General features: G+C 28.3%; 17 protein-coding genes. 15 read left to right on the top strand and 2 right to left on the bottom strand.

The window, feature by feature from the left end; genetic code table 11:
* Nucleotides 1–3 precede the first annotated feature (3 nt).
* The 9 genes from B2W91_RS16980 to B2W91_RS16935 all read left to right on the top strand — a co-directional run bounded on the left by B2W91_RS16980 (nucleotide 4) and on the right by B2W91_RS16935 (nucleotide 8740).
* Nucleotides 4–765 carry an ABC transporter ATP-binding protein gene (locus B2W91_RS16980; RefSeq protein ID WP_291583089.1) on the top strand — a complete coding sequence of 254 codons (762 nt, stop codon included), beginning with the start codon at nucleotides 4–6 and terminating at the stop codon, nucleotides 763–765.
* A 1-nt stretch (nucleotide 766) separates the two neighbouring features.
* Nucleotides 767–1447: a response regulator transcription factor gene (locus B2W91_RS16975; RefSeq protein ID WP_291583087.1), complete on the top strand. Its 681-nt coding sequence runs from the start codon at nucleotides 767–769 to the stop codon at nucleotides 1445–1447.
* On the top strand, nucleotides 1434–2705 hold the full coding sequence (locus B2W91_RS16970) for a sensor histidine kinase (protein ID WP_291583085.1): 1272 nt from the start codon (nucleotides 1434–1436) through the stop codon (nucleotides 2703–2705). Before B2W91_RS16975 ends, B2W91_RS16970 begins: the two co-directional genes overlap by 14 nt.
* A 370-nt stretch (nucleotides 2706–3075) precedes the next feature.
* Nucleotides 3076–3579 carry a kinase gene (locus B2W91_RS16965; protein ID WP_291583083.1) on the top strand — a complete coding sequence of 168 codons (504 nt, stop codon included), beginning with the start codon at nucleotides 3076–3078 and terminating at the stop codon, nucleotides 3577–3579.
* A gap of 229 nt (nucleotides 3580–3808) precedes the next feature.
* Nucleotides 3809–4801, top strand: coding sequence for a class I SAM-dependent methyltransferase (locus tag B2W91_RS16955; RefSeq protein ID WP_291583080.1), 993 nt, complete (start codon nucleotides 3809–3811; stop codon nucleotides 4799–4801).
* Nucleotides 4802–4963: 162 nt separating this feature from the next.
* Nucleotides 4964–5581, top strand: coding sequence for an L-2-amino-thiazoline-4-carboxylic acid hydrolase (locus B2W91_RS16950; RefSeq protein ID WP_291583079.1), 618 nt, complete (start codon nucleotides 4964–4966; stop codon nucleotides 5579–5581).
* 439 nt (nucleotides 5582–6020) lie between these two features.
* Nucleotides 6021–6596, top strand: a complete 576-nt coding sequence (locus B2W91_RS16945; RefSeq protein ID WP_291583078.1) for a class I SAM-dependent methyltransferase — start codon at nucleotides 6021–6023, stop codon at nucleotides 6594–6596.
* Nucleotides 6593–7456 carry a class I SAM-dependent methyltransferase gene (locus tag B2W91_RS16940; RefSeq protein WP_291583077.1) on the top strand — a complete coding sequence of 288 codons (864 nt, stop codon included), beginning with the start codon at nucleotides 6593–6595 and terminating at the stop codon, nucleotides 7454–7456. Before B2W91_RS16945 ends, B2W91_RS16940 begins: the two co-directional genes overlap by 4 nt.
* 6 nt (nucleotides 7457–7462) lie before the next feature.
* Complete coding sequence (locus B2W91_RS16935; protein ID WP_291583074.1) at nucleotides 7463–8740, top strand: radical SAM/SPASM domain-containing protein; 1278 nt, start codon at nucleotides 7463–7465, stop codon at nucleotides 8738–8740.
* Between the two features lie 114 nt (nucleotides 8741–8854).
* Here the strand turns inward: B2W91_RS16935 and B2W91_RS16930 are convergent, their stop codons facing one another.
* Nucleotides 8855–9853: a ketoacyl-ACP synthase III gene (locus B2W91_RS16930; protein WP_291583072.1), complete on the bottom strand. Its 999-nt coding sequence runs from the start codon at nucleotides 9851–9853 to the stop codon at nucleotides 8855–8857.
* A gap of 157 nt (nucleotides 9854–10010) precedes the next feature.
* Between B2W91_RS16930 and B2W91_RS16925 the strand changes: the two genes are divergently transcribed.
* The 5 genes from B2W91_RS16925 to B2W91_RS16905 all read left to right on the top strand — a co-directional run bounded on the left by B2W91_RS16925 (nucleotide 10011) and on the right by B2W91_RS16905 (nucleotide 16634).
* Nucleotides 10011–11477, top strand: a complete 1467-nt coding sequence (locus B2W91_RS16925; protein ID WP_291583070.1) for a methyl-accepting chemotaxis protein — start codon at nucleotides 10011–10013, stop codon at nucleotides 11475–11477.
* Nucleotides 11478–11963: 486 nt separating this feature from the next.
* On the top strand, nucleotides 11964–12662 hold the full coding sequence (locus tag B2W91_RS16920; protein ID WP_291583068.1) for a response regulator transcription factor: 699 nt from the start codon (nucleotides 11964–11966) through the stop codon (nucleotides 12660–12662).
* Nucleotides 12637–13653 (top strand): sensor histidine kinase, encoded by a 1017-nt coding sequence (locus B2W91_RS16915; protein WP_291583066.1) that lies wholly within the window; start codon nucleotides 12637–12639, stop codon nucleotides 13651–13653. Before B2W91_RS16920 ends, B2W91_RS16915 begins: the two co-directional genes overlap by 26 nt.
* A 141-nt stretch (nucleotides 13654–13794) precedes the next feature.
* Nucleotides 13795–14550, top strand: coding sequence for an ABC transporter ATP-binding protein (locus B2W91_RS16910; protein ID WP_291583064.1), 756 nt, complete (start codon nucleotides 13795–13797; stop codon nucleotides 14548–14550).
* Entirely contained in the window at nucleotides 14550–16634 is a 2085-nt protein-coding gene (locus B2W91_RS16905; protein WP_291583062.1) for an ABC transporter permease, read from the top strand. The genes B2W91_RS16910 and B2W91_RS16905 overlap by 1 nt, the downstream gene beginning before the upstream one ends.
* A 484-nt stretch (nucleotides 16635–17118) precedes the next feature.
* Here B2W91_RS16905 and B2W91_RS16900 read toward each other — a convergent pair whose 3' ends face one another.
* On the bottom strand, nucleotides 17119–17718 hold the full coding sequence (locus B2W91_RS16900; RefSeq protein WP_291583060.1) for a hypothetical protein: 600 nt from the start codon (nucleotides 17716–17718) through the stop codon (nucleotides 17119–17121).
* Between the two features lie 291 nt (nucleotides 17719–18009).
* On the opposite strand from B2W91_RS16900, the gene B2W91_RS16895 reads away from it, so the two are divergent.
* Complete coding sequence (locus tag B2W91_RS16895; RefSeq protein ID WP_291583058.1) at nucleotides 18010–19173, top strand: MerR family transcriptional regulator; 1164 nt, start codon at nucleotides 18010–18012, stop codon at nucleotides 19171–19173.
* Nucleotides 19174–19356: the final 183 nt, after the last annotated feature.

Below are 19356 nucleotides of genomic sequence, written 5' to 3'. Positions count from 1 at the left end.
GAGATGAGTTCATTAAAAGTTATAGATTTATGTAAGACTTATATTATAAATAAGATACAGAATAATGTTTTAAGAAATGTAAACTTTGAAATTAATGAAGGTGAAATGGTTGCTATTATGGGACCTAGTGGCTCAGGTAAATCAACTCTTCTTTATGTAGTTAGCGGAATGGATAATTTAACTGCAGGAAAGGTAGATTACTTTGGAAAGGAAATTAGTACTTTTACTGCAAATGAAATAAGTGATTTAAGACTTGATGAAATGGGATTTATTTTTCAACAAATGCATATGTTAAAAAATCTTTCAATATATGATAATATTATACTACCAGCTTATCAGTCAAAAAAAGGAAAAGATAGAAATGAAATCAATAATAGGGCAAGAGAGTTAATGCATAAGCTTGGAATAAGTGAAATTGCAGAAAATGATACAAATGAAGTTTCAGGTGGTGAGCTTCAAAGAGCTTGTATTTGTAGAAGTTTAATAAATTCTCCAAAGATGATTTTTGCTGATGAACCTACAGGTGCTTTAAATCAGCAAAATTCTAGGGAAGTTATGAATGAACTTAATAGAATTAATCAAGAAGGTACAACTATTATGCTTGTTACCCATGATATGAGGGTTGCAGCTAAGTGCGATAAAATAATGTATATTGAAGATGGATCAATAAAAGGTGAAATTAATTTGGGAAAATTTATTGAGGAAAATGCTTTTAAGGTTAGAGAAAGAAAGGTCAATAATTGGCTAATGGAGATGGGATGGTAATATGGTAGATCTACTTCTAGTAGAAGATAATTTAGAACTTGCAGGTTTGATTTGTGCTTTCTTAAAAAAAGATGGATTTAGCATTATAAATGTAGAAAGTGGAGAAAGGGCATTAGAATTTCTTGAAAAGGATGTTGCTAAGATTGTGCTTTTAGATATAATGCTTCCTGGTATAGATGGTTTTACAGTATGCTCTAGCATTAGAAAAAATCATAATATACCAATTATAATAATAAGTGCAAGGGTTGATAAAGAGGACAAGATTAACGGCTTTACACTTGGTGCAGATGATTATATTGAAAAGCCAGTAGACATTGATATTTTAGGGGCCAAGGTTTCAGCATTAATGAAAAGAAACTATGAGCTTAAAGCAAAACGCACAATTATAGATTCAGGTGCTATTTCAATTAATAAAGAAGCAAATGAAGTGTATATTAATGGGAAATTATTAAGCATGACATCAAAGGAGTTTGAACTATTACTTATACTTGTAGAGAATCCTGGTAAAACATTAAGTAAGGATTACCTATTTAATAAGATTTGGGGATTAGAGAGTTTTAGTGAAAATCAAACACTAACTGTCCATATAAAGATGCTTAGGGATAAGATTGAAGAAAATCCAAAGAGGCCCAAAAGAATTGTAACTCTTTGGGGAGTAGGGTATAAGTATGAAGAAATTTGATAAAGTAATCGCTAGTACTGTTTTGATTTATTTAGTAATTTCACTGGGACTACTTGCATTACTTAGAGGCATAAATAACAAATCAAGTAGCGAATATAAGGTAGAAATAAACAAAATATATTTAGGCTTAGTAGAGGGGGTATCCTTTGCTGAGCCTGACTTAATTTCTTATGAATTTGTAAAATCAGTATCATTTTTACCTCAGTCTGCACAGGCGAGCAAAGGTGATATTGATGAATTTTATAAAAGTAGAAATGGATTACAATATGAAATTAAACCTTGGTATGATGGAGATAAATTATTAGGTTATTTAAGATTTAATTATGTAAGTAGGAATCTTGACAATAGTATTTTATTCAAAGTAGAAATTATGTTATTTATATTTGAAGCAATAATAATATCAGTTTTATTGTATGTTAGAAATTCAATTCTTAAGCCTTTTAATATTCTAAGTGAAATGCCTTACGAGTTATCAAAAGGTAATCTTAAGGAGGGGCTTAAAGAAAATAAAAATAGATATTTTGGTAAGTTTGTTTGGGGAATTAATGTACTTAGAGAAAATCTAGATTATCATAAAATAAAAGAACTTAAGCTTGAAAAGGAAAAGAAGCTTTTATTACTTTCAATTTCACATGATATAAAAACACCATTAAACACAATAAAGCTTTATGCAAAGGCTATAGAAGATGAAATCTATGATACTAATGAGAAGAAAATATTAGCAGCAAAACAAATACAAGAAAAATCATTAGAAATAGAAAACTTTATAAAAGAAATAATAAAAACATCAAGTGAAGATATCATTGAAATTGAAGTTAATAATAGTGAGTTTTATCTAAAGGATTTAATAGATAAAGTAATAGTAACTTATAAAGAAAAATGTATTTTGAAAATGATAGATTTTATCGTGGGAGATTACAATAATAAATTAGTTAAAGGTGATTTAGATAGATCGTTTGAAGTTATAGGAAATATAATAGAAAATGCATTTAAGTATGGTGATGGTAAGAAAATAAAAATATCTTTTTATGAAGAAGATTACTGCCAGCTTATTAAAATATTCAATAGTGGAGAAACAATAAGTCCAAATGAATTCAATCATATTTTTGATAGCTTCTATAGGGCTAGCAATGCAAAAGACAAACAAGGAAATGGTTTAGGACTTTACATATGCAAATATATAATGAAAAAGATGGATGGAGAAATTTTTTCAGAATGTGAAAAGGAAGGCATGAGTTTTACATTAGTATTAAGATAGACAATTTATAGTATAAGTTTAATGAGGATTATTCTAATGGTTTAGATTTTGAATTGAGAATTCCTAATAATACTTTAGAATGATATCTAATTATGTAGAAAATATATAGGAGAATAAAGTAAAGAAAAACTTAGAGGTGATAGGAAGAACGCTGCTATAAATAAAAGTAGAAAATAGACTTAGGGGTCGATATAACTTGCCTAAAGCTATTCATATAAGTAGAAATACCGTGTCATAAGTAATAAAATGATTTTAATATACAATATTTACAAAAAGTGTTACAGTTAATGGTAGATGAGGCGGTGCTAATATGCCTTTTAAATATAGGATGAAATATGATTTAATCAATTTGAAAGGAAATATATAGTAGATGGATAAGTTAATAAAGTTAATAATACTAAGGGGCAATTCAGGAAGCGGTAAAACTACAACAGGTAAGGCATTACAAAAGAAATTTGGACATGGTACAATGCTGATTTCACAAGATGTTGTTAGAAGAGAAATGCTATTTGTGAAAGATGGACCTGATACAGAAGCAAGCAAATTATTAAATGAACTTGCACTATATGGGAAAAAACATTGTAATATTGTAATTTTAGAAGGAATTTTAAATTCAGAGTGGTATAGAAAGCTATTTGAAAATTTACTTGACGAATTTGGTGATCAAATTTTTGCATATTACTTCGATATACCTTTTGAAGAAACCTTAAATCGACATAAACAAAAACCTAATGCACATGAATTTGGAGAAAATGAAATGAGAAGATGGTGGAATGAAAAAGATTTGTTAGGTATCATTCCAGAGGTATGTCTAAATAAAGAATTAAGCTTAAATGAAATAGTGGATATGATTTATCAGGATGTAATAAAGTGAAAAATTATTTTTTCAACTAATATGCGAGTTGATTCGCAGGTTGCGTTATAGGTTTGACTGAATGCCTATGTTAGCATTAAGTTATTAAATTTAAGGAGGTCATTATATGACAACAGTTAAACTTAAAATTGCAGAATTGAGGAAATCTAAAGGGATAGGGCAGCAAGATTTGGCAGATGTATTAAGTGTATCATTTCAATCAGTTAGCAAATGAGAGACTGGCACGACGATGCCTGATATTACCCTATTGCCAAGTATAGCTGAGTATTTTAATGTTTCTGTAGATGAATTATTAGGGCTAAAACCACTGCAACATCAGGCATACATACCAAGGAATTCAGATAATCGTGATAGTTGGAATGGAAAGACGGATAAGCTTTATAAAAATAGAAAATATTTTTGGAACGATGACTATCTAAGATTTCTTGTAAAAAATGTTTGGCATGTAGAATCGCCAATTGATGTTATTGAATTTAGGTGTGGAGAAGGTTACTTAGGAAAGCAGTTGCTTGAGTTTTTACCTAATGGAAGTACCTATACAGGGGTTGATAATGAATATTTTATCAATAGAGCTAAATTAAGTTTTAATGATATGGAGGTTAATGCAAATTTCATCGTATCAGATATATATTCTCTTGAAATAGATAAAAAATATGATATAGCTATTTGTCAGGCCGGCTTGCGACATATGAACAAACCGATGGAAGTATTAAAAAAAATGGTGGCTTCCGTTAAGAAAGATGGCATTGTTGCTTGTGTAGATGTCAATCGAGAGTTTGAAAATAATGGATTATATTTTGATGACATTAGTTATGATTATCTTTGCACAGCCTTCGATTTTCATAAGGTGTGGAAGAAAGAATTGGAATGTGAAGGTAGAGATTACGCAATCGGAATGCGGTTACCATTTTATATGCAACAGTTGGGCTTAAAGGATATTGATATTCGTATGAATGACAGAGTGATGTATGTAAACCCTGATACACAGGATTATGAGGAGAAGGTACAGGACTTTATTGAAATCAATGGATGGGACGAATCCTTTAGCATGTCTAGTCGGGAAAGCACTATTGAATTATTTATGAATCGAGGAATTGATAGGGCTGAGGCAGAAGCCTACATTAAAATGCAATCTAAAATAGCGGAATATTTTAGAAATACTGAAAGTAGAAAATCATTTTTAAAAGTACAAGGGTTGCTTATTACATACGGAAGAAAATAAGCATATTTATTGAAAATCAAAATAAAGAGCGATGCTTAAGAGATAGAAAGTAAGCAAATGGGATTAAAGTATTATTGGCTTATTCTGTAACTAATTTGGGAAATATTAGTAAAGTACACTAGACTAATAGAAGTTTTAAAGTGTAAAAAAATAGGGGGATATATGAAATTTGATATAATGTGTATACTTGAAGGAAAATTATTTATACAGGTTTGTAAAAAGAAAGTTTTAAGCATGGCAGGAATGGAAAAAGGTCAAATATTATTAAAAAAAGTATATGATGAATATAAAAGTATTATTGCTAGAGCAGGTGAATTAGGTCCGAAAGATAGAATGAAGTCGCCATATATTACATGTGCATATTTTATTGCGTTATGTAGATCTATGGAATCATATGCAAGTGCTGATGAATGCTATTCTTTAATGGAAGATGGACTTAGAAAATCAAAAATTTTCAAAGCATTAAATCCAAGTGCTAAAAGATACTTAAGCGAGAGTATGTATGAAAAACGTTTATTATGGTCTGAAAATATAGACGTACTCAAATATAAAAATACTTGGGTGGCAAAGGTATATCCAAAATGTAAGGAATATGATTATGGTGTTGATTATTTAGAATGTGGTATATGTAAATTATGTAAAGATGAAAATGTAGAAAGTTTAGCTAAGTATTTGTGCAAATTCGATTATTTAACAGCGGAAATAATGGGAATTAAATTATCACGAACTGGTACTATTGCAAATGGGAGTAGATATTGTGATTTTAGATATTTACTATAAGGGAAATTCTGAATTAAAGTGACGATATTAAAAGTATTATTAGTTTATTACATAATTTCAATGTATAAATGCCTAATTGGACAAATACTATATTACAAAAGTAGCTAGTAAAATTAATTAAGTTTTACTAGCTATATTTATATAAAAATATAGTTAAAACTTGAATACAAAAGGTCAGAGATAGTAGCTTTAATTTAGTAGTTTTTAATGATGAAATCGGCAGCCTCTTCTAGTGATTAGAACATTAAATGTTGCAATAACTATCTAAAATATAAGCTCTTTTAAAAAATATTTTAAATATACTATATATACATATAACTGCGGTATAATAAAGTGATAAAGTATTTGCATAATTTACTTAAAATGTAGGTACAGGATATAAAGCTAAAGGAGCTACTGATAATGGCTTACAATGTTAACTGCTGAGGGAGGGGTGCTTATGAAAGACATAAAAGATTTTGATAAGGTTTACAAGCATTATGATAAATTTATGGCTATGTTTAATTTATATAAACATGAAGAAATAAAGTCTGCTGCAAATATTAATAAACATGATGTAATTGTAGATATAGGTGGGGGAACTGGAAAGTTAGCTAAGTATATTTGTAATAGTTGTAAGACTGTATATGTACTTGATGAAAGTGAGAAGATGCTTTCAATGGTAAATCAAGGGGAAAATTTGGTGTGCATAAGGGGAAATGCTCTGAAAGCTCCATTTGAGGACAATTCTATTGATATAGTAATATTAAGTGATGTTTTCCATCATATTAAAGAACAAAAAGACCTTATAGTTGAAGTAAATAGAATATTAAAGCATGGTGGGAAGATAGTTATGATGGACTTTCATAGAAAGCACATAAAAACAAAATTACTGAGAGCATTTGAATTTACTCTATTTGGACGATTATTTTTTAGAACTAGAGATGAAGTTAGGAGTTTATTAAAGGAATGTTTTTACATACAAAAGGTTTATGATAAGGGGTATTATTTTATATTTGTAGGAGAGAAAAGATGATAAATAAAATATGGTTCTACTCCAAGCTTGGATATAAGCTTATAAAAAAAGAAGTTGTAAACAAGGATGACTATAAAGAAGAGTATGATAAAGTTTCAGAGACATATCATTTTTGGCTTAAAGAAATGAGTAGATATACAGACAATATTATACATTCAAAGTACATAGAAACAGATAGTGAATTAAAAATACTCGATTTCGCTTGTGGGACAGGCTACATAACAAAAAGTTTATTAAATAAATCTGTAAAATATAAAATTACTTCTGTAGACCAGTCAAATAAAATGCTTGAAAAGCTTTTGAATATCAATGATTCTAGAGTGACAGCTATTCAGAGTGATGGTATTGAATTTTTAAAAACTACTAATGAAAAATATGATGTTATATTTTTTGGTTGGGCACTTTCTTATTTTGAACATAATGAGCTATTAGAACTTTTTAATAGAGTTTTAAAACCAGGAGGCATATTAGCAATAATCACAAATGTTGAAGGAACCTTGGATAAAATAGAAAGTATTTTTTTAAAGGTTATGAATGAGAAACAAAAGGAAGTAATTAAGCCTATGGATATAAAATTGAATTTACCTAAAGGAAAGAACGGATTAGTTAAATGGTGCAGCCAATACGGATTTAAAGCTTTGGAGGTAGAAGAAGGCGAGGTTTTCTTTAATTTTAAAGAGCCAGAGGAGCTTTTACAGTGGCTGAATATAACTGGGGCAGCAGCAGGAACTAGAAAAATTTTTAACAACTACAATGAAGTTAAACCTTTAATAATTGAAAAAATAAAAAAAGAAAAATATAAAAATGGAATGTATGAGATAAATCATAAATTTGCATATGGTATCTTTAGGAAGGAATAGAAATAAATGAGTATTAATAATTTAAAAATCATGACAAAGATGGCTATAGATAAAAATGTTCTAAAGGGCATATTAGAAATTTATAATATTTTAAAAGAAGATGAGAATTTCACTCTATTAAAATACATAAAAATGATGAAGGGTATTCTAGAGGGAGAAAAGATAGTAAAGCATGAGGATAAATACATATTGAGCACCTTTTTTCCACCTTTTCCAACTAAATCATTTATACAAAATATCTTAGCAGTAGATGAACCTATAAATATATTTACAAAGCAAATGTATGCTAAAAGAACTGCACCTATATCTATGTACTTATGTGTAACAAATAAATGCCCTAATAATTGTCTTTATTGCAGTGCAAAAAATAGGGCAGCGGAAAAGGAATTAACAAAGGAAGAATGGGTTAGGGTTATAAGTGAGCTTCAAGATATGAATGTGCCTATTATTGGAATAACAGGAGGAGAACCCTTAGTACGTGAGGATATATTTGATATTATAAGGGCTATAGATAGTAGAAGCACATCAATTTTGTTTACTAGCGGCTTTAATTTAAGCTATGAAAAAGCAAAAAAATTAAAGGATAGTGGGCTATTTGGTATAGGAATAAGCTTAGATTCCTATGATAAAGAGAAGCATAATAAGAATAGAAACAGTGAAAATGCTTTTGATTATGCACTTGAGGCACTTAGAAATGCAAATAAGGCAGGGCTATATACTATGGCACAAACAGTTATACTAAAGGAGAACATTGATGAAGAAAAACTGTTTAGGCTATTTAAGCTTGCAAAAGATAATGGTGCCCATGAAGTAAAAATACTAGAGCCTATATTAAGCGGAAATCTTTTAACTGAAAAGCAATTAAACAATGTGTTTTATGATGAAAGCGATAGAGAAAAGCTTATAAAAATACAGCATAAGGCAAATAAAAGAAGTGATTTACCTAAGATAACAAGTTTTGCGTATACAGAAAGTGAAGGGAAATTTGGTTGCGGTGCAGGAAATCAACATTCCTATATAAGTGCTTCAGGAGAGTTGTATCCTTGTGATTTTGTACCTATGAAATTTGGAAATGTAAAAGAAGAATCTATAAAAAGCCTTTGGATTGAAATGAAAAATTATATTGGTAAACCTAAAATAGGGTGCTTTGCTCAGAAGGTGAATAGAGAAGTATTTAAGCAATCAGAGGGTATGCTGCCACTTAATAAGGAAAAGGCAATAAGCATTTGTGATAAAAATAAAAGTGATAAATATCCAAAATACTATAGGGATTTGCATAAATAGCATTTAAATACAAATTGTTAAAAAGCTGTAGATAAAACTACAGCTTTTTTAGCCTATAGAAGGCTAGTACTCAATTTAAATCAAAAAGTTTACATCTGACTTTGTAATCTAATATTAATATCTAAGTAGTATACATGAAGCAACTACACCAGCTCCAACTGTCCATAAAATAACATAATCTCCACGTTTAAGATTACCATTTGAAACAGAATCCGCTAAGGCCATAAATGGGCTTGTAACACTTGTATATCCAAATCTGTCACCTACAAATGGAAATTTGTGTTCTGGCTCTTCTAAAGTCTCTCTTATCATATCAATATTTTTCTTTGCAAATTGAGATAAGCAATATAATTTAACATCATTTTTAGTTAGATTATTTCGTCCTAGTATTTCATTTATTGAATCAACAGAACTTGCGAATGCATCATCTGTATTAAAATTTAGCCATTCTATTAGTCTATTATCTTTTGGTGCATCTCCATCTATTGGTAATATCTTAGAAAGGCCATCATAAGGAAATTTTATATAGCAGTTTAATGAACTATCTACGTAAGATGAACTATCTATGAAATCTGATATGTTATCTTCAGTGTTTTCTAGTAAAACAGCACATGCAGATTCTCCAAAATTAGCATAAGTAATAGGTTCTGATCTTCTTGAATATCTAAATGATAAATCTGAACCTACAAGTAAGCTATATTTAATCCTGTTATTACTTTTCATTGTTCTACAGACTTGATCCATTGCAATGATCATTCCTGAACAATTACCATTCATATCATATGCATTTGCATTCTTAGATAAACCTAAAGCATCATGAATTTTAACAGCATTTGTAGGAGATAGATATTCTGGTGTAGAAGATACAAATACAACTAAATTTATATCTTGTACATCTATATTTGCAGTACTTATTACTTTTTTACAAGCCTCTATAGCCATAGTTAAAGAATTTTCATGAAGATCTTCAGAAATATATCTCTGTTCTCTTCCAGTAACATTCAATAACCCGGAAATATCTACGTTCTGCTCCGAAAAATGCTTCAAAAAATATTCATTAGAATAGCTTGTTTTAGGATGGTAATACTTGATGTTTTTAACTTTTATACTCATTTTATCGCCACCTTACTTATATTGTTAAATTGTCCACTTATAATTATCGAAGAATATTTCAATAAATTAAGAAAATTGTGCAAAAAATGTAGAATATGATAAAGCTATATAGAAATATTACGAATAATAATATAATATTAAATAGGGGGGATTAGTGATGGATTATAAAAAAAATGCGGAATTGAAGAATAAAATAATGTTGGCGGCATTTATAGCATCCGTAGTATTGAGAGCAATTTTTAACATAATTTTAAAGGTAGATAGGAATGCCATATTAATATTAGTTGGGATTTCCATACCTTTAGCTGTAATCGATTTTATATTAATAAAAAAGAAATGCATTATTCAAACGATGTATTATACGGTAATGATGTACACTGTTGTTATATGTATAATGTTTATATCAGACCCAAATTGGGCTAATTTTATTTTGATATATTATGGCGTTATATTAATGAGTGTATATCAAGATTTAAGGATATTAATTATTGAAGCAATTTTGTCTGTAGCACTTGTAGTGTATTTCTTCACAGGCTATAAGACAACCCTGTTTGCTTCCGTAGAATACTATGAATTAGTATTTTATATAGGGTACATAATAGCAGGATCAGCTATATTATCAATTAATGCAATTACCACTAAAAGTATTTATAGAGACTTAGAAGAAACTCATAAGGCTACTGAAGAAGCTAAATCTAGAGCAGAGTTGTTGCTAGAAAAAATATATAGTGCTATAAAAGTTTTAACATCAACTAATGAGAAAATAAAAAGTGGAATTTCTGTGGCAGGACAAATAGCAGAAGAAATAACTAGTTCTACAAGCGACGTTGCTAATAGTGCAGCCAAAGAAGTGGATATAATGATTGGAATGAAATCTTCAATAGAGGGTGGAGTAGAAAAAGTAGAAGAAGTTACGAATGCTATTAAAACTATGGAGGAATTATCTAAGTCAACTGAAAATGTTGTATTAGAAGGTAATAGCAAAGTAGATATATTATCTTCAGAAATGAATAAGGTAAATACAAATATTCTAAGTGTAGTGTCCATGATAAATGAATTAAGTGATGAAAATAAAGAAATAGTTAATATTATCAATAGCATTACAAAAGTATCAGAGCAAACGAATCTATTAGCTCTTAATGCATCAATAGAAGCAGCTAGAGCTGGAGAGCATGGAAGAGGTTTTGCTGTGGTTGCAGAAGAAGTAAGAAAACTTGCTGAGGATTCAAAAATATCTACACATAAAATAGAATTAATATTGAATAATATATCTAATAAAACAAAGACAGTTGCAGAAGAAATATTAAGAGAAGAAAAGTCAATTGAGTTATGTAATGAGCATACAAATGATGTTAAAGAATTATTTAAAGATGTTAATAGGAATACCTCTAATGTATTAAGTTATTCAGGAAATGTTGGATCACAATCTGCATTGCTTGAAAGTACAATGAAAAATACATTAAGTTCAGTAAATAATATTAGTGAAGCTGTAGAATCGACTGCAAGTGCTATGGAAGAAATTTTTGCAGCTATTGACGAGCTTAATAATAGCATAATAGATATAACAAGTAGTTATGACGAAATAGATGGTATATGTAATGAATTAAATTCTATAAGTGAATAAAGTAGATAATATAAAAAGATGGTTATTGCAAATTAGCAGTGACCATCTTTTTGGTATAGCATAGTTATTAATAAATTTAATTCTAGGAAAAGTTACAAAATGATACAATAAAATGAAAAGGAAAACTAATAATTTAGCATAATACAAATGAGGAAATGAATTAATTTATAGTTATAATCAATAATAGGGGGTAATGGAATGCCAAGATCAATATTAGTATGAAGTTATCAGAAAGTACTATAAAATGGCTTGTAGATATCAAAGATGGATTTACTGGTGCAGATTTAGCGTGCCATAAATAAATAAGGTTTTTACTAAATTTGGATAATTAAATAAGAGATAATGTGTAGAGTATAAAGTTCCTCAATCATAAGCTTTAATGTGGTTGAGGAATTTTTATTTAGATGATTTATGAAATACTTTAGCCAAAATAGAATTATATATAGTATTATTAATAGGGCAATAAAGTGGAATAGAGAGGTACATATGAAGATTTTATTAATTGAAGATGATATAAAATTAAAAGAGTATATTAGTCAATATTTAGAGGCTTATGATTTTAAGGTCACAATAATAGAGGATTTTAATAATGTGATGAATACAGTTGAGGAAGTTAATCCTAACCTAATAATATTAGATATAAATCTACCAAAGTTTGATGGATTCTATTATTTAAGAGTTATCAGAAAAAAATATAAAACACCAGTGATTATATTATCTGCAAGAAGTGATGAAGGAGAACAAATAAGAGGAATGGAACTAGGAGCAGATGATTATGTAACAAAACCTTTTGTAATTGGAATATTGCTTGCAAAGATAAATGCATTATTACGAAGAACGAATGAGTATGTAGATATATATGATAGTAATCAGCAAGGTAATAGTAAAGATAAATGTGCTCTAAATTTAATTCATGAAAGCATGAAATTAAAATATAAAGACAAAATTATTGAGCTTACCAAAAATGAATATAGAATACTTAATATTCTGTTAAGTAATACTGGTAAAATAGTAATGAGAGAAGAGATGCTTGAAGCGTTATGGGATGATACAATTTTTGTAGATGATAATACATTAACTGTAAACATGACTAGAGTTAAGAAAAAATTAAATGATTTAGGCATTCAAAATGTAATTGCAACTAAAAGAGGAGTGGGTTATGTATTTAATGGAATTGATAATTAAAGTAGTCAAGATTAAGAGTAGAGAATTAATTACACTCATAATAAATACTTTAATAATAATCACGTTTTATTATCTATTATTTGAAAACAGTGAAAGTATATACCCATTAATGCTAAGTGCCTTTATAATCATTATTTATTTTATTGGTGAGGTTGTTAAGTATAAGGTTTTTCAAGAAAAATTAAGAGATAGTGAGGTTAGTCCTAATTATCATAATGCTAATTTAAGCTCTAATGAAGAGGAGATTTTAAATATAATTAGCAATATTCATAAAGAATATTTAAATAGAAGTGATATATTAAGCCAGGAAATAAATGAAAGAGAGCAGTTATTTTCTCAATGGATTCATAATATGAAAACATCTATAACTGTAATAGATTTAGCTTGTGAGCAAGATGAATTAGTTAATGGAAGTAACAAGTATATTCAAGATATAAAAGAAGAAAATAATACTCTTAAAAAAAATTTAGAAGAGTGCTTAAATGTATTGAGATTAGATGATTTTTCAAGAGATTATATAACTACATCGTGTAATTTAAAGGAAATAATAAATAGTGTAGTTAACTCAAAAAAGAGAGATTTTATATATAAAGGGGTATTTCCAACTGTGAATATAGATGATGGTATAAATGTCTATACTGATAGAAAATGGTGTATATATATGCTAGAACAGATAATATCCAATGCTATAAAATATTCTCAAAGTAAAAGAGATAATAAAATAAAAATATCAGCAGTTGAAAATAATGAAGAAATTGAGCTTTTAATTAAGGATGAGGGAATTGGCATTGCTAAAGAAGATTTACTAAGAGTATTTGAACCATTTTTTACAGGAAATAATGGGAGAAAAGAAAGAAGCTCAACAGGTATAGGACTTTATATGGTTAAGATAATATCTAAAAAATTAGGACATGGTATTAGTTTAGATTCACAAGTAGGAATAGGAACAGAGTTTAAGATAATATTTAGAAACGATAATGTTGGTTATTAATGTAGCAAAATAGAAACCTTTCAAAAGTGTAAGGTTATGTAAGGAGAATCCATTAAAGAAACTTGGATTCTCCTTTATACTTATATTATAAGATGTGTAGGAGATAAACACACTATAATAATATAAGCGAGGTAGAAGCAGATGGAAGCTTTAAAAGTTGAAAATTTAACTAAGGTATATAATTCTTTCAAGGGATCAAAGGAAGTTACAGCTTTAGGTGGAGTAAATTTAATTATTAATAGAGGTGAGTTTGTTGGAATAATGGGACCTAGTGGAAGTGGCAAGACTACTTTACTTAATATTCTTTCTGGAGTAGATAAAAGCACATCAGGTCAGGTTATTATAAGTAATAAAGATATTATTAGGATGAAAAAGGATGAATTAGCTTTATTTAGAAGAAAAAATATAGGATATATATTTCAAGACTTTAATCTTTTAGATAGCTTAACGCTTGAAGAAAACATTTCTTTACCATTGATTTTAGATAAAAAAAATCCTAAAGAAATTGAAAAGAGTGTAAATAACTTAATGAGTTTTTTTAGCATTTTAGATTTAAAGAAAAAGTATCCTTATCATATTTCAGGAGGTCAAAAGCAAAGAGTAGCAGCAGCTAGAGCATTAGTTAATGAGCCAGATATTATTTTTGCCGATGAACCAACCGGAAATTTAGATTCAAAATCAGCAAATGGCATAATGAGTACAATAAGTAAAATGAATAATGAAATAAATAGTACTGTACTAATGGTAACACACGACCCTTTTGCAGCTTCTTTCTGTAAAAGAATTATATTTATTAAAGATGGTAAAATAAAAATGGAAATAACATCAGATGGAGATAGAAAGAAATTTTTTGATAAAATACTTGAAGTTCAAAGTGTTATAGGAGGGGAAAACTAATGACTTTTTCTTCTATAGTACGCAAGAATTTTACTCATAATTTTAATAAGTATATATCATTTTATTTTGTAAACTCTCTAATTATTGCCATGCTTTTTATGTATGGTAGTTTAATATTTAATCCAGCAATATTAGAGGATATAGGAAAGACTTCTTTGCATGATACAGTTAATATAGCTTTATTAGGAGTAATAATATTTTCAATAGTATTTATTACATATACTAATACATCTTTTCTTAAGAATAGAGGGAAAGAATTTGGTGTGTATTTAACTTTAGGAATGACTACAAAGGATTTAACTAAGTTAATATTTGTTGAGAATTTAGGTATAATGGTAGCTTCTTTAGTTACAGGTATTTTAAGTGGAGCTTTATTTGGTAGATTATTTTACATGGGATTAAATGAAATATTAACAGATATAAGTATTCCTTATGAATTAAATTATAAAAGTTTTTTATTAAGTGGAGGAATATTTGTATTAATATTTATATGCAATTTTATTTTTAATGCAATTTATATAAGAAAAGTATCAATTATTGATGCTATAAAGGCAGATAAGAAAAAAGAAGTTGGTAAATCAAATGTATTGCTTGGAGCAATATCATTAGTATTATTAATAATAGCGTTATATTGTTTACCTAAAACATTATTAAAAGAAATATTTAAAGAGCAGCCTTTTATGATTGGAGTTTTTGTAGTAATAATAATGAGTTGTCCATATTTAATAATGGGTTCATTTATTGCTATAGTTAAGGAAGTGTTTAGTAAGTTTCCTAAGATATATAATAAAAATTTATTAGTATTATCAAATTTATCTCATAGATTTTTAGGATACAAAAACATTTTATATATACTTTCATTACTAGTAGCTGGGGCCATGTTCTTTGTTGGATATAGCTATTCAATTTATGCATCAACTAGGGAATATGTAACTAATGATAATCCATTTGAAATTATGTTTGTAGAAAGCGATAAGTATAATAAAGTAGATAAAGAAAATCTTGAAGAAGCAATAAATAAAGCTAATGGAGAAATAGAAAATTACGATGTATTAGAATATATGGAAGTACCTGTATTTGGGGAAAAAGGTGATGTATTAAGCTTCTGGAATGGTGCAGAAGCTGTAATTAGTGAATCAAACTACAACAAGCATATGGAGAGTAATTTAGATATTAAGACTAATGAGGCTTTATATATAACAGTATTTAATGAAAGGTTAGAATATGAACATCCTACGGCAATTTTAACTAATCTTACAGAAGAAAAACGAGATGAGGTTAGAGCATCGGAAGATCATAATTATACCTTAAGTAGAGAAGTACTGGATAGTATCATTGGAGAAGCTTTTTCTTGGGAAATAAAAGAAAGTAATATTAAAGAAGAGAAAAACGTTAAGTTTACAAATTATAGACATGGAGGAGAATATAGCTCAGGGACTGCATTAATTATTGATGATAAAGATTATGAAGTATTAAAAAATAATTTTGCAGAAAAATCAGTTAAAAAATTACATTTAATGAACGTTAAAAATAAGGATGTAGCATTTAATGAACTAATAGGGTATCTAAAGAAAGTTAATAATTTAGACAACTCATACTGGAATGAAGGTAATTTATTTGGAGGAAAAATAACAGATGACGAAAGAGGAACAATAGAAGCATATAGACCAATTTATAGAGAAGAACTTATTAAAATGCAATTCGACAATAATGGTATAACGTTATTTACTATGATATTTATAGGTCTACTTTTTGTTATTGCTAATGGAGTAGTATTATATTATAAAGTATTTAATGATATAAAGGATGAAAAGGAAAGAATTATATCATTAGATAGAATAGGAATTTTACAAAGTGAAGTAAGAACAATAATCAGTAAAGAATTATCTATAACTTTCTTTGCACCAATAATTGTTGGGGGAAGTCTAGGCATGTATTTTTTATACGTAATAGTATCTAACTCTGGAATGACAGAATTACTAATTAGGAAATCTGTAATAGTACTTTTAATAGGGACTGTAATTCAAATAGTATTATATTTAATTAGTAGAAGAAAATATATAAGAGAAGTTACATGCAGATAAATTAAAAAACAATACATAAAGTTATAGTTCTATAGCTTATTGACCACAGTGCCCCATAGAAATAATCAAAGAATCTTGTCTTTATATTTTTATGTTTTTCATTTAAGTAAAATGGTACACAGAAAAATAAAAAAGTAGAGTGCTAGGGCACTCTACTTTTTTACAATTGTAGTTGATTAGGCAGATGGTATCACTAAGTTTTAGTTTATAAAAATAGTAGCTTTCCAATTGCGAGATGGGGCTGCTATTTTTTGAGCTTTTTTCTATAAGTAAGGCTATAAATATTAATAATGCTATTAACTTATATGACCGAATACCAACACCTGATCTATTTTCAGAAGGTTTTAAAAACTTTGAGATACAGTTGGTAGCTAGGATCCGCATAAATAAAATTGTTAAAGTATCAAAGGGTAGTTGAAGTATTTGAAAAGTCACGTTTCCCCTCAACCATTAAAACCCTCGACGTATGTCAAGGGTTTTTGCCTTATAAATCAACAGTTTCTGAACTGATAGCTTCCGAGTTTATAGGTTTTGGCTTTGTTTTATAAACTGCATTAAATGCTCCAACGGTTAGTCTAATAAAATTATTATCACTATCGGTTTCTGGAGCTAAAATAATTGACTCTTCTTGGCCTTCATTTGAATTAAAGCTAATAAGCATATAGTTCATTTTAATTTTAACCGTCTTAGTAGCTGGACGAAGTGCATCGAGAATTGCCTCTGTTTGTCTTCCATAAGTAGAGACACCTATCCGATGCTCCAATGATGATTCAGTATTTTTCCTTTGTACAAGTTCATCATTAGTAAATAAAGAAGCACCTATTAATTGTTCTTTTGAAATTCTATAATTGATTGTTGGTAAAATAATAAATACATAATCTGTATGAAGTATTAAAGTGCATTTTGTATTTATGTCGCTATTTATACCATATGCAACTAAAAATTTATGATTACATTTAACATCACGTTTGTTAATACCCAATACTTTATACATATTATTTTTTTGCGTACGAATCTTTCTCGATTCATGTATACCAAAGCATAAGAATAAAGAAATTATAACTAAAACTATAATACCTCCCATAGATTAACACATCCTTATATGATTTATTTGCTAGTAATTGAAATAATAAATAAATTATACCATATGCAAAAATAGAATTAAATATTAACAATAACAAGGAGAATGATCTAATGGTAGGAAAGCTTCTTATTTTTTATTATAGATATAGGCAGCTAATATAAAATGGTGTTGACTCTAACACAACGTCATAGTGTAATATAAAAATGAGCTCGAATATATTAACAGAAACTCATAGTCGACGGAGTGTTAGATAGTATTAATAGCTTTAAAATTAAATTTAGAGGTGTAGCAATGAGAACAGTGAAACAAGTTTCAGATTTGACAGGAATAAGTGTGCGCGCACTACATTATTATGATGAAATAGGACTGTTAAAACCAAGTGAAATTACAGAGGCAGGCTATAGGCTTTATGATGATGAAGCCCTTAAAACTTTGCAGCAAATTTTATTTTTTAAAGAACTTGATATACCTTTAAAAGAAATTAAAGATATAATGATGAGTCCATATTTTGATAAAATGCAAGCTCTAAAAAATCAGAAAAAGCTGCTTATATTAAAACGCAAAAGATTGAATGGTTTAATAGAGCTTATAAATAAAACATTAAAAGGAGAAAGCATGATGAATTTTAAAGAATTTGATATGAGTGAGTATTTTAATGTATTAGAAGAATTTAAAACAGAACATGAGGATAAGGTAATTAAAATTTACGGTAGTGTAGATAAATATAATGATTTAATTGAAAAAATTAAATCTAAGGAATATAAAATTGCTAAAGGGGCTATAAAACAATATGGAAGTATTGAAAGATATGCTAAAGCTATAAAGAAAAGTCTTAATAATGATATGTTAATTACTATGGCAGAACAATATGATAAGTTCAAAAAAGATTGTTTAGAAGATAAGCATCCTAAATTGAAAGAACTATATAAAAAGCTTGTATCTGACCTAAATAAAGATCCTTCTTCAAAGGAGATTCAACAAATTGCTGGAGAAATAACAAATACAGCAAAGAAAGATTATGAAATTTTCAAAATGGAAAATGGGGATGATCATTGGTACTATATGGTGAAAATTTATTTGGTGCACCCTGAATGGATAGAAGCAGTTGATAAAAAGTATGGTCATGGTGCGTCTAATTTTATAGGAGAAGCTCTAAAAAATTACTTGGGAAATAAGCAGCCTAAATTAGAAGAATTATATGAAAAGCTTGCGGCAGACCTAAGTAAAGATCCCACTTCAAAGGAAATTCAACAAGTTGTTGAAGAAATATCATATGAAACTAAAAAAAGTCATGAATTTTACAAAGCAGATGAGGGAAATAATTATTTGGGATATATGGCAGAACTCTATCTATCAAATCCTAGCTTTATAGAAGCAATTGATAAGAAATATGGCCATGGTGCATCTAAATTTATTGGAGAAGCTTTTAAATTTTATGCTGAAAATAATAAGTAGTGAATTAAAAACTATGAGTTATTTGACGCGGGAAACTAAAGTCATAAATCAACTGCAATTAAATAGTTAGAAATGAAAAATCCCGTAATTTTAAGAAAGAAATTATGGGATTTTTCTTAATGATACTAATGGTTATATTAAAAGTGTTATCATAAGATATGTGATGTTATGAGTAGACTAAAA

This window comes from Clostridium sp. UBA6640 (assembly GCF_002455975.1).
Taxonomy (GTDB): domain Bacteria; phylum Bacillota; class Clostridia; order Clostridiales; family Clostridiaceae; genus Clostridium_J.
Note: the sequence above shows the minus strand (reverse complement) of the source record. Positions and strands in the feature narration are given on the sequence as shown.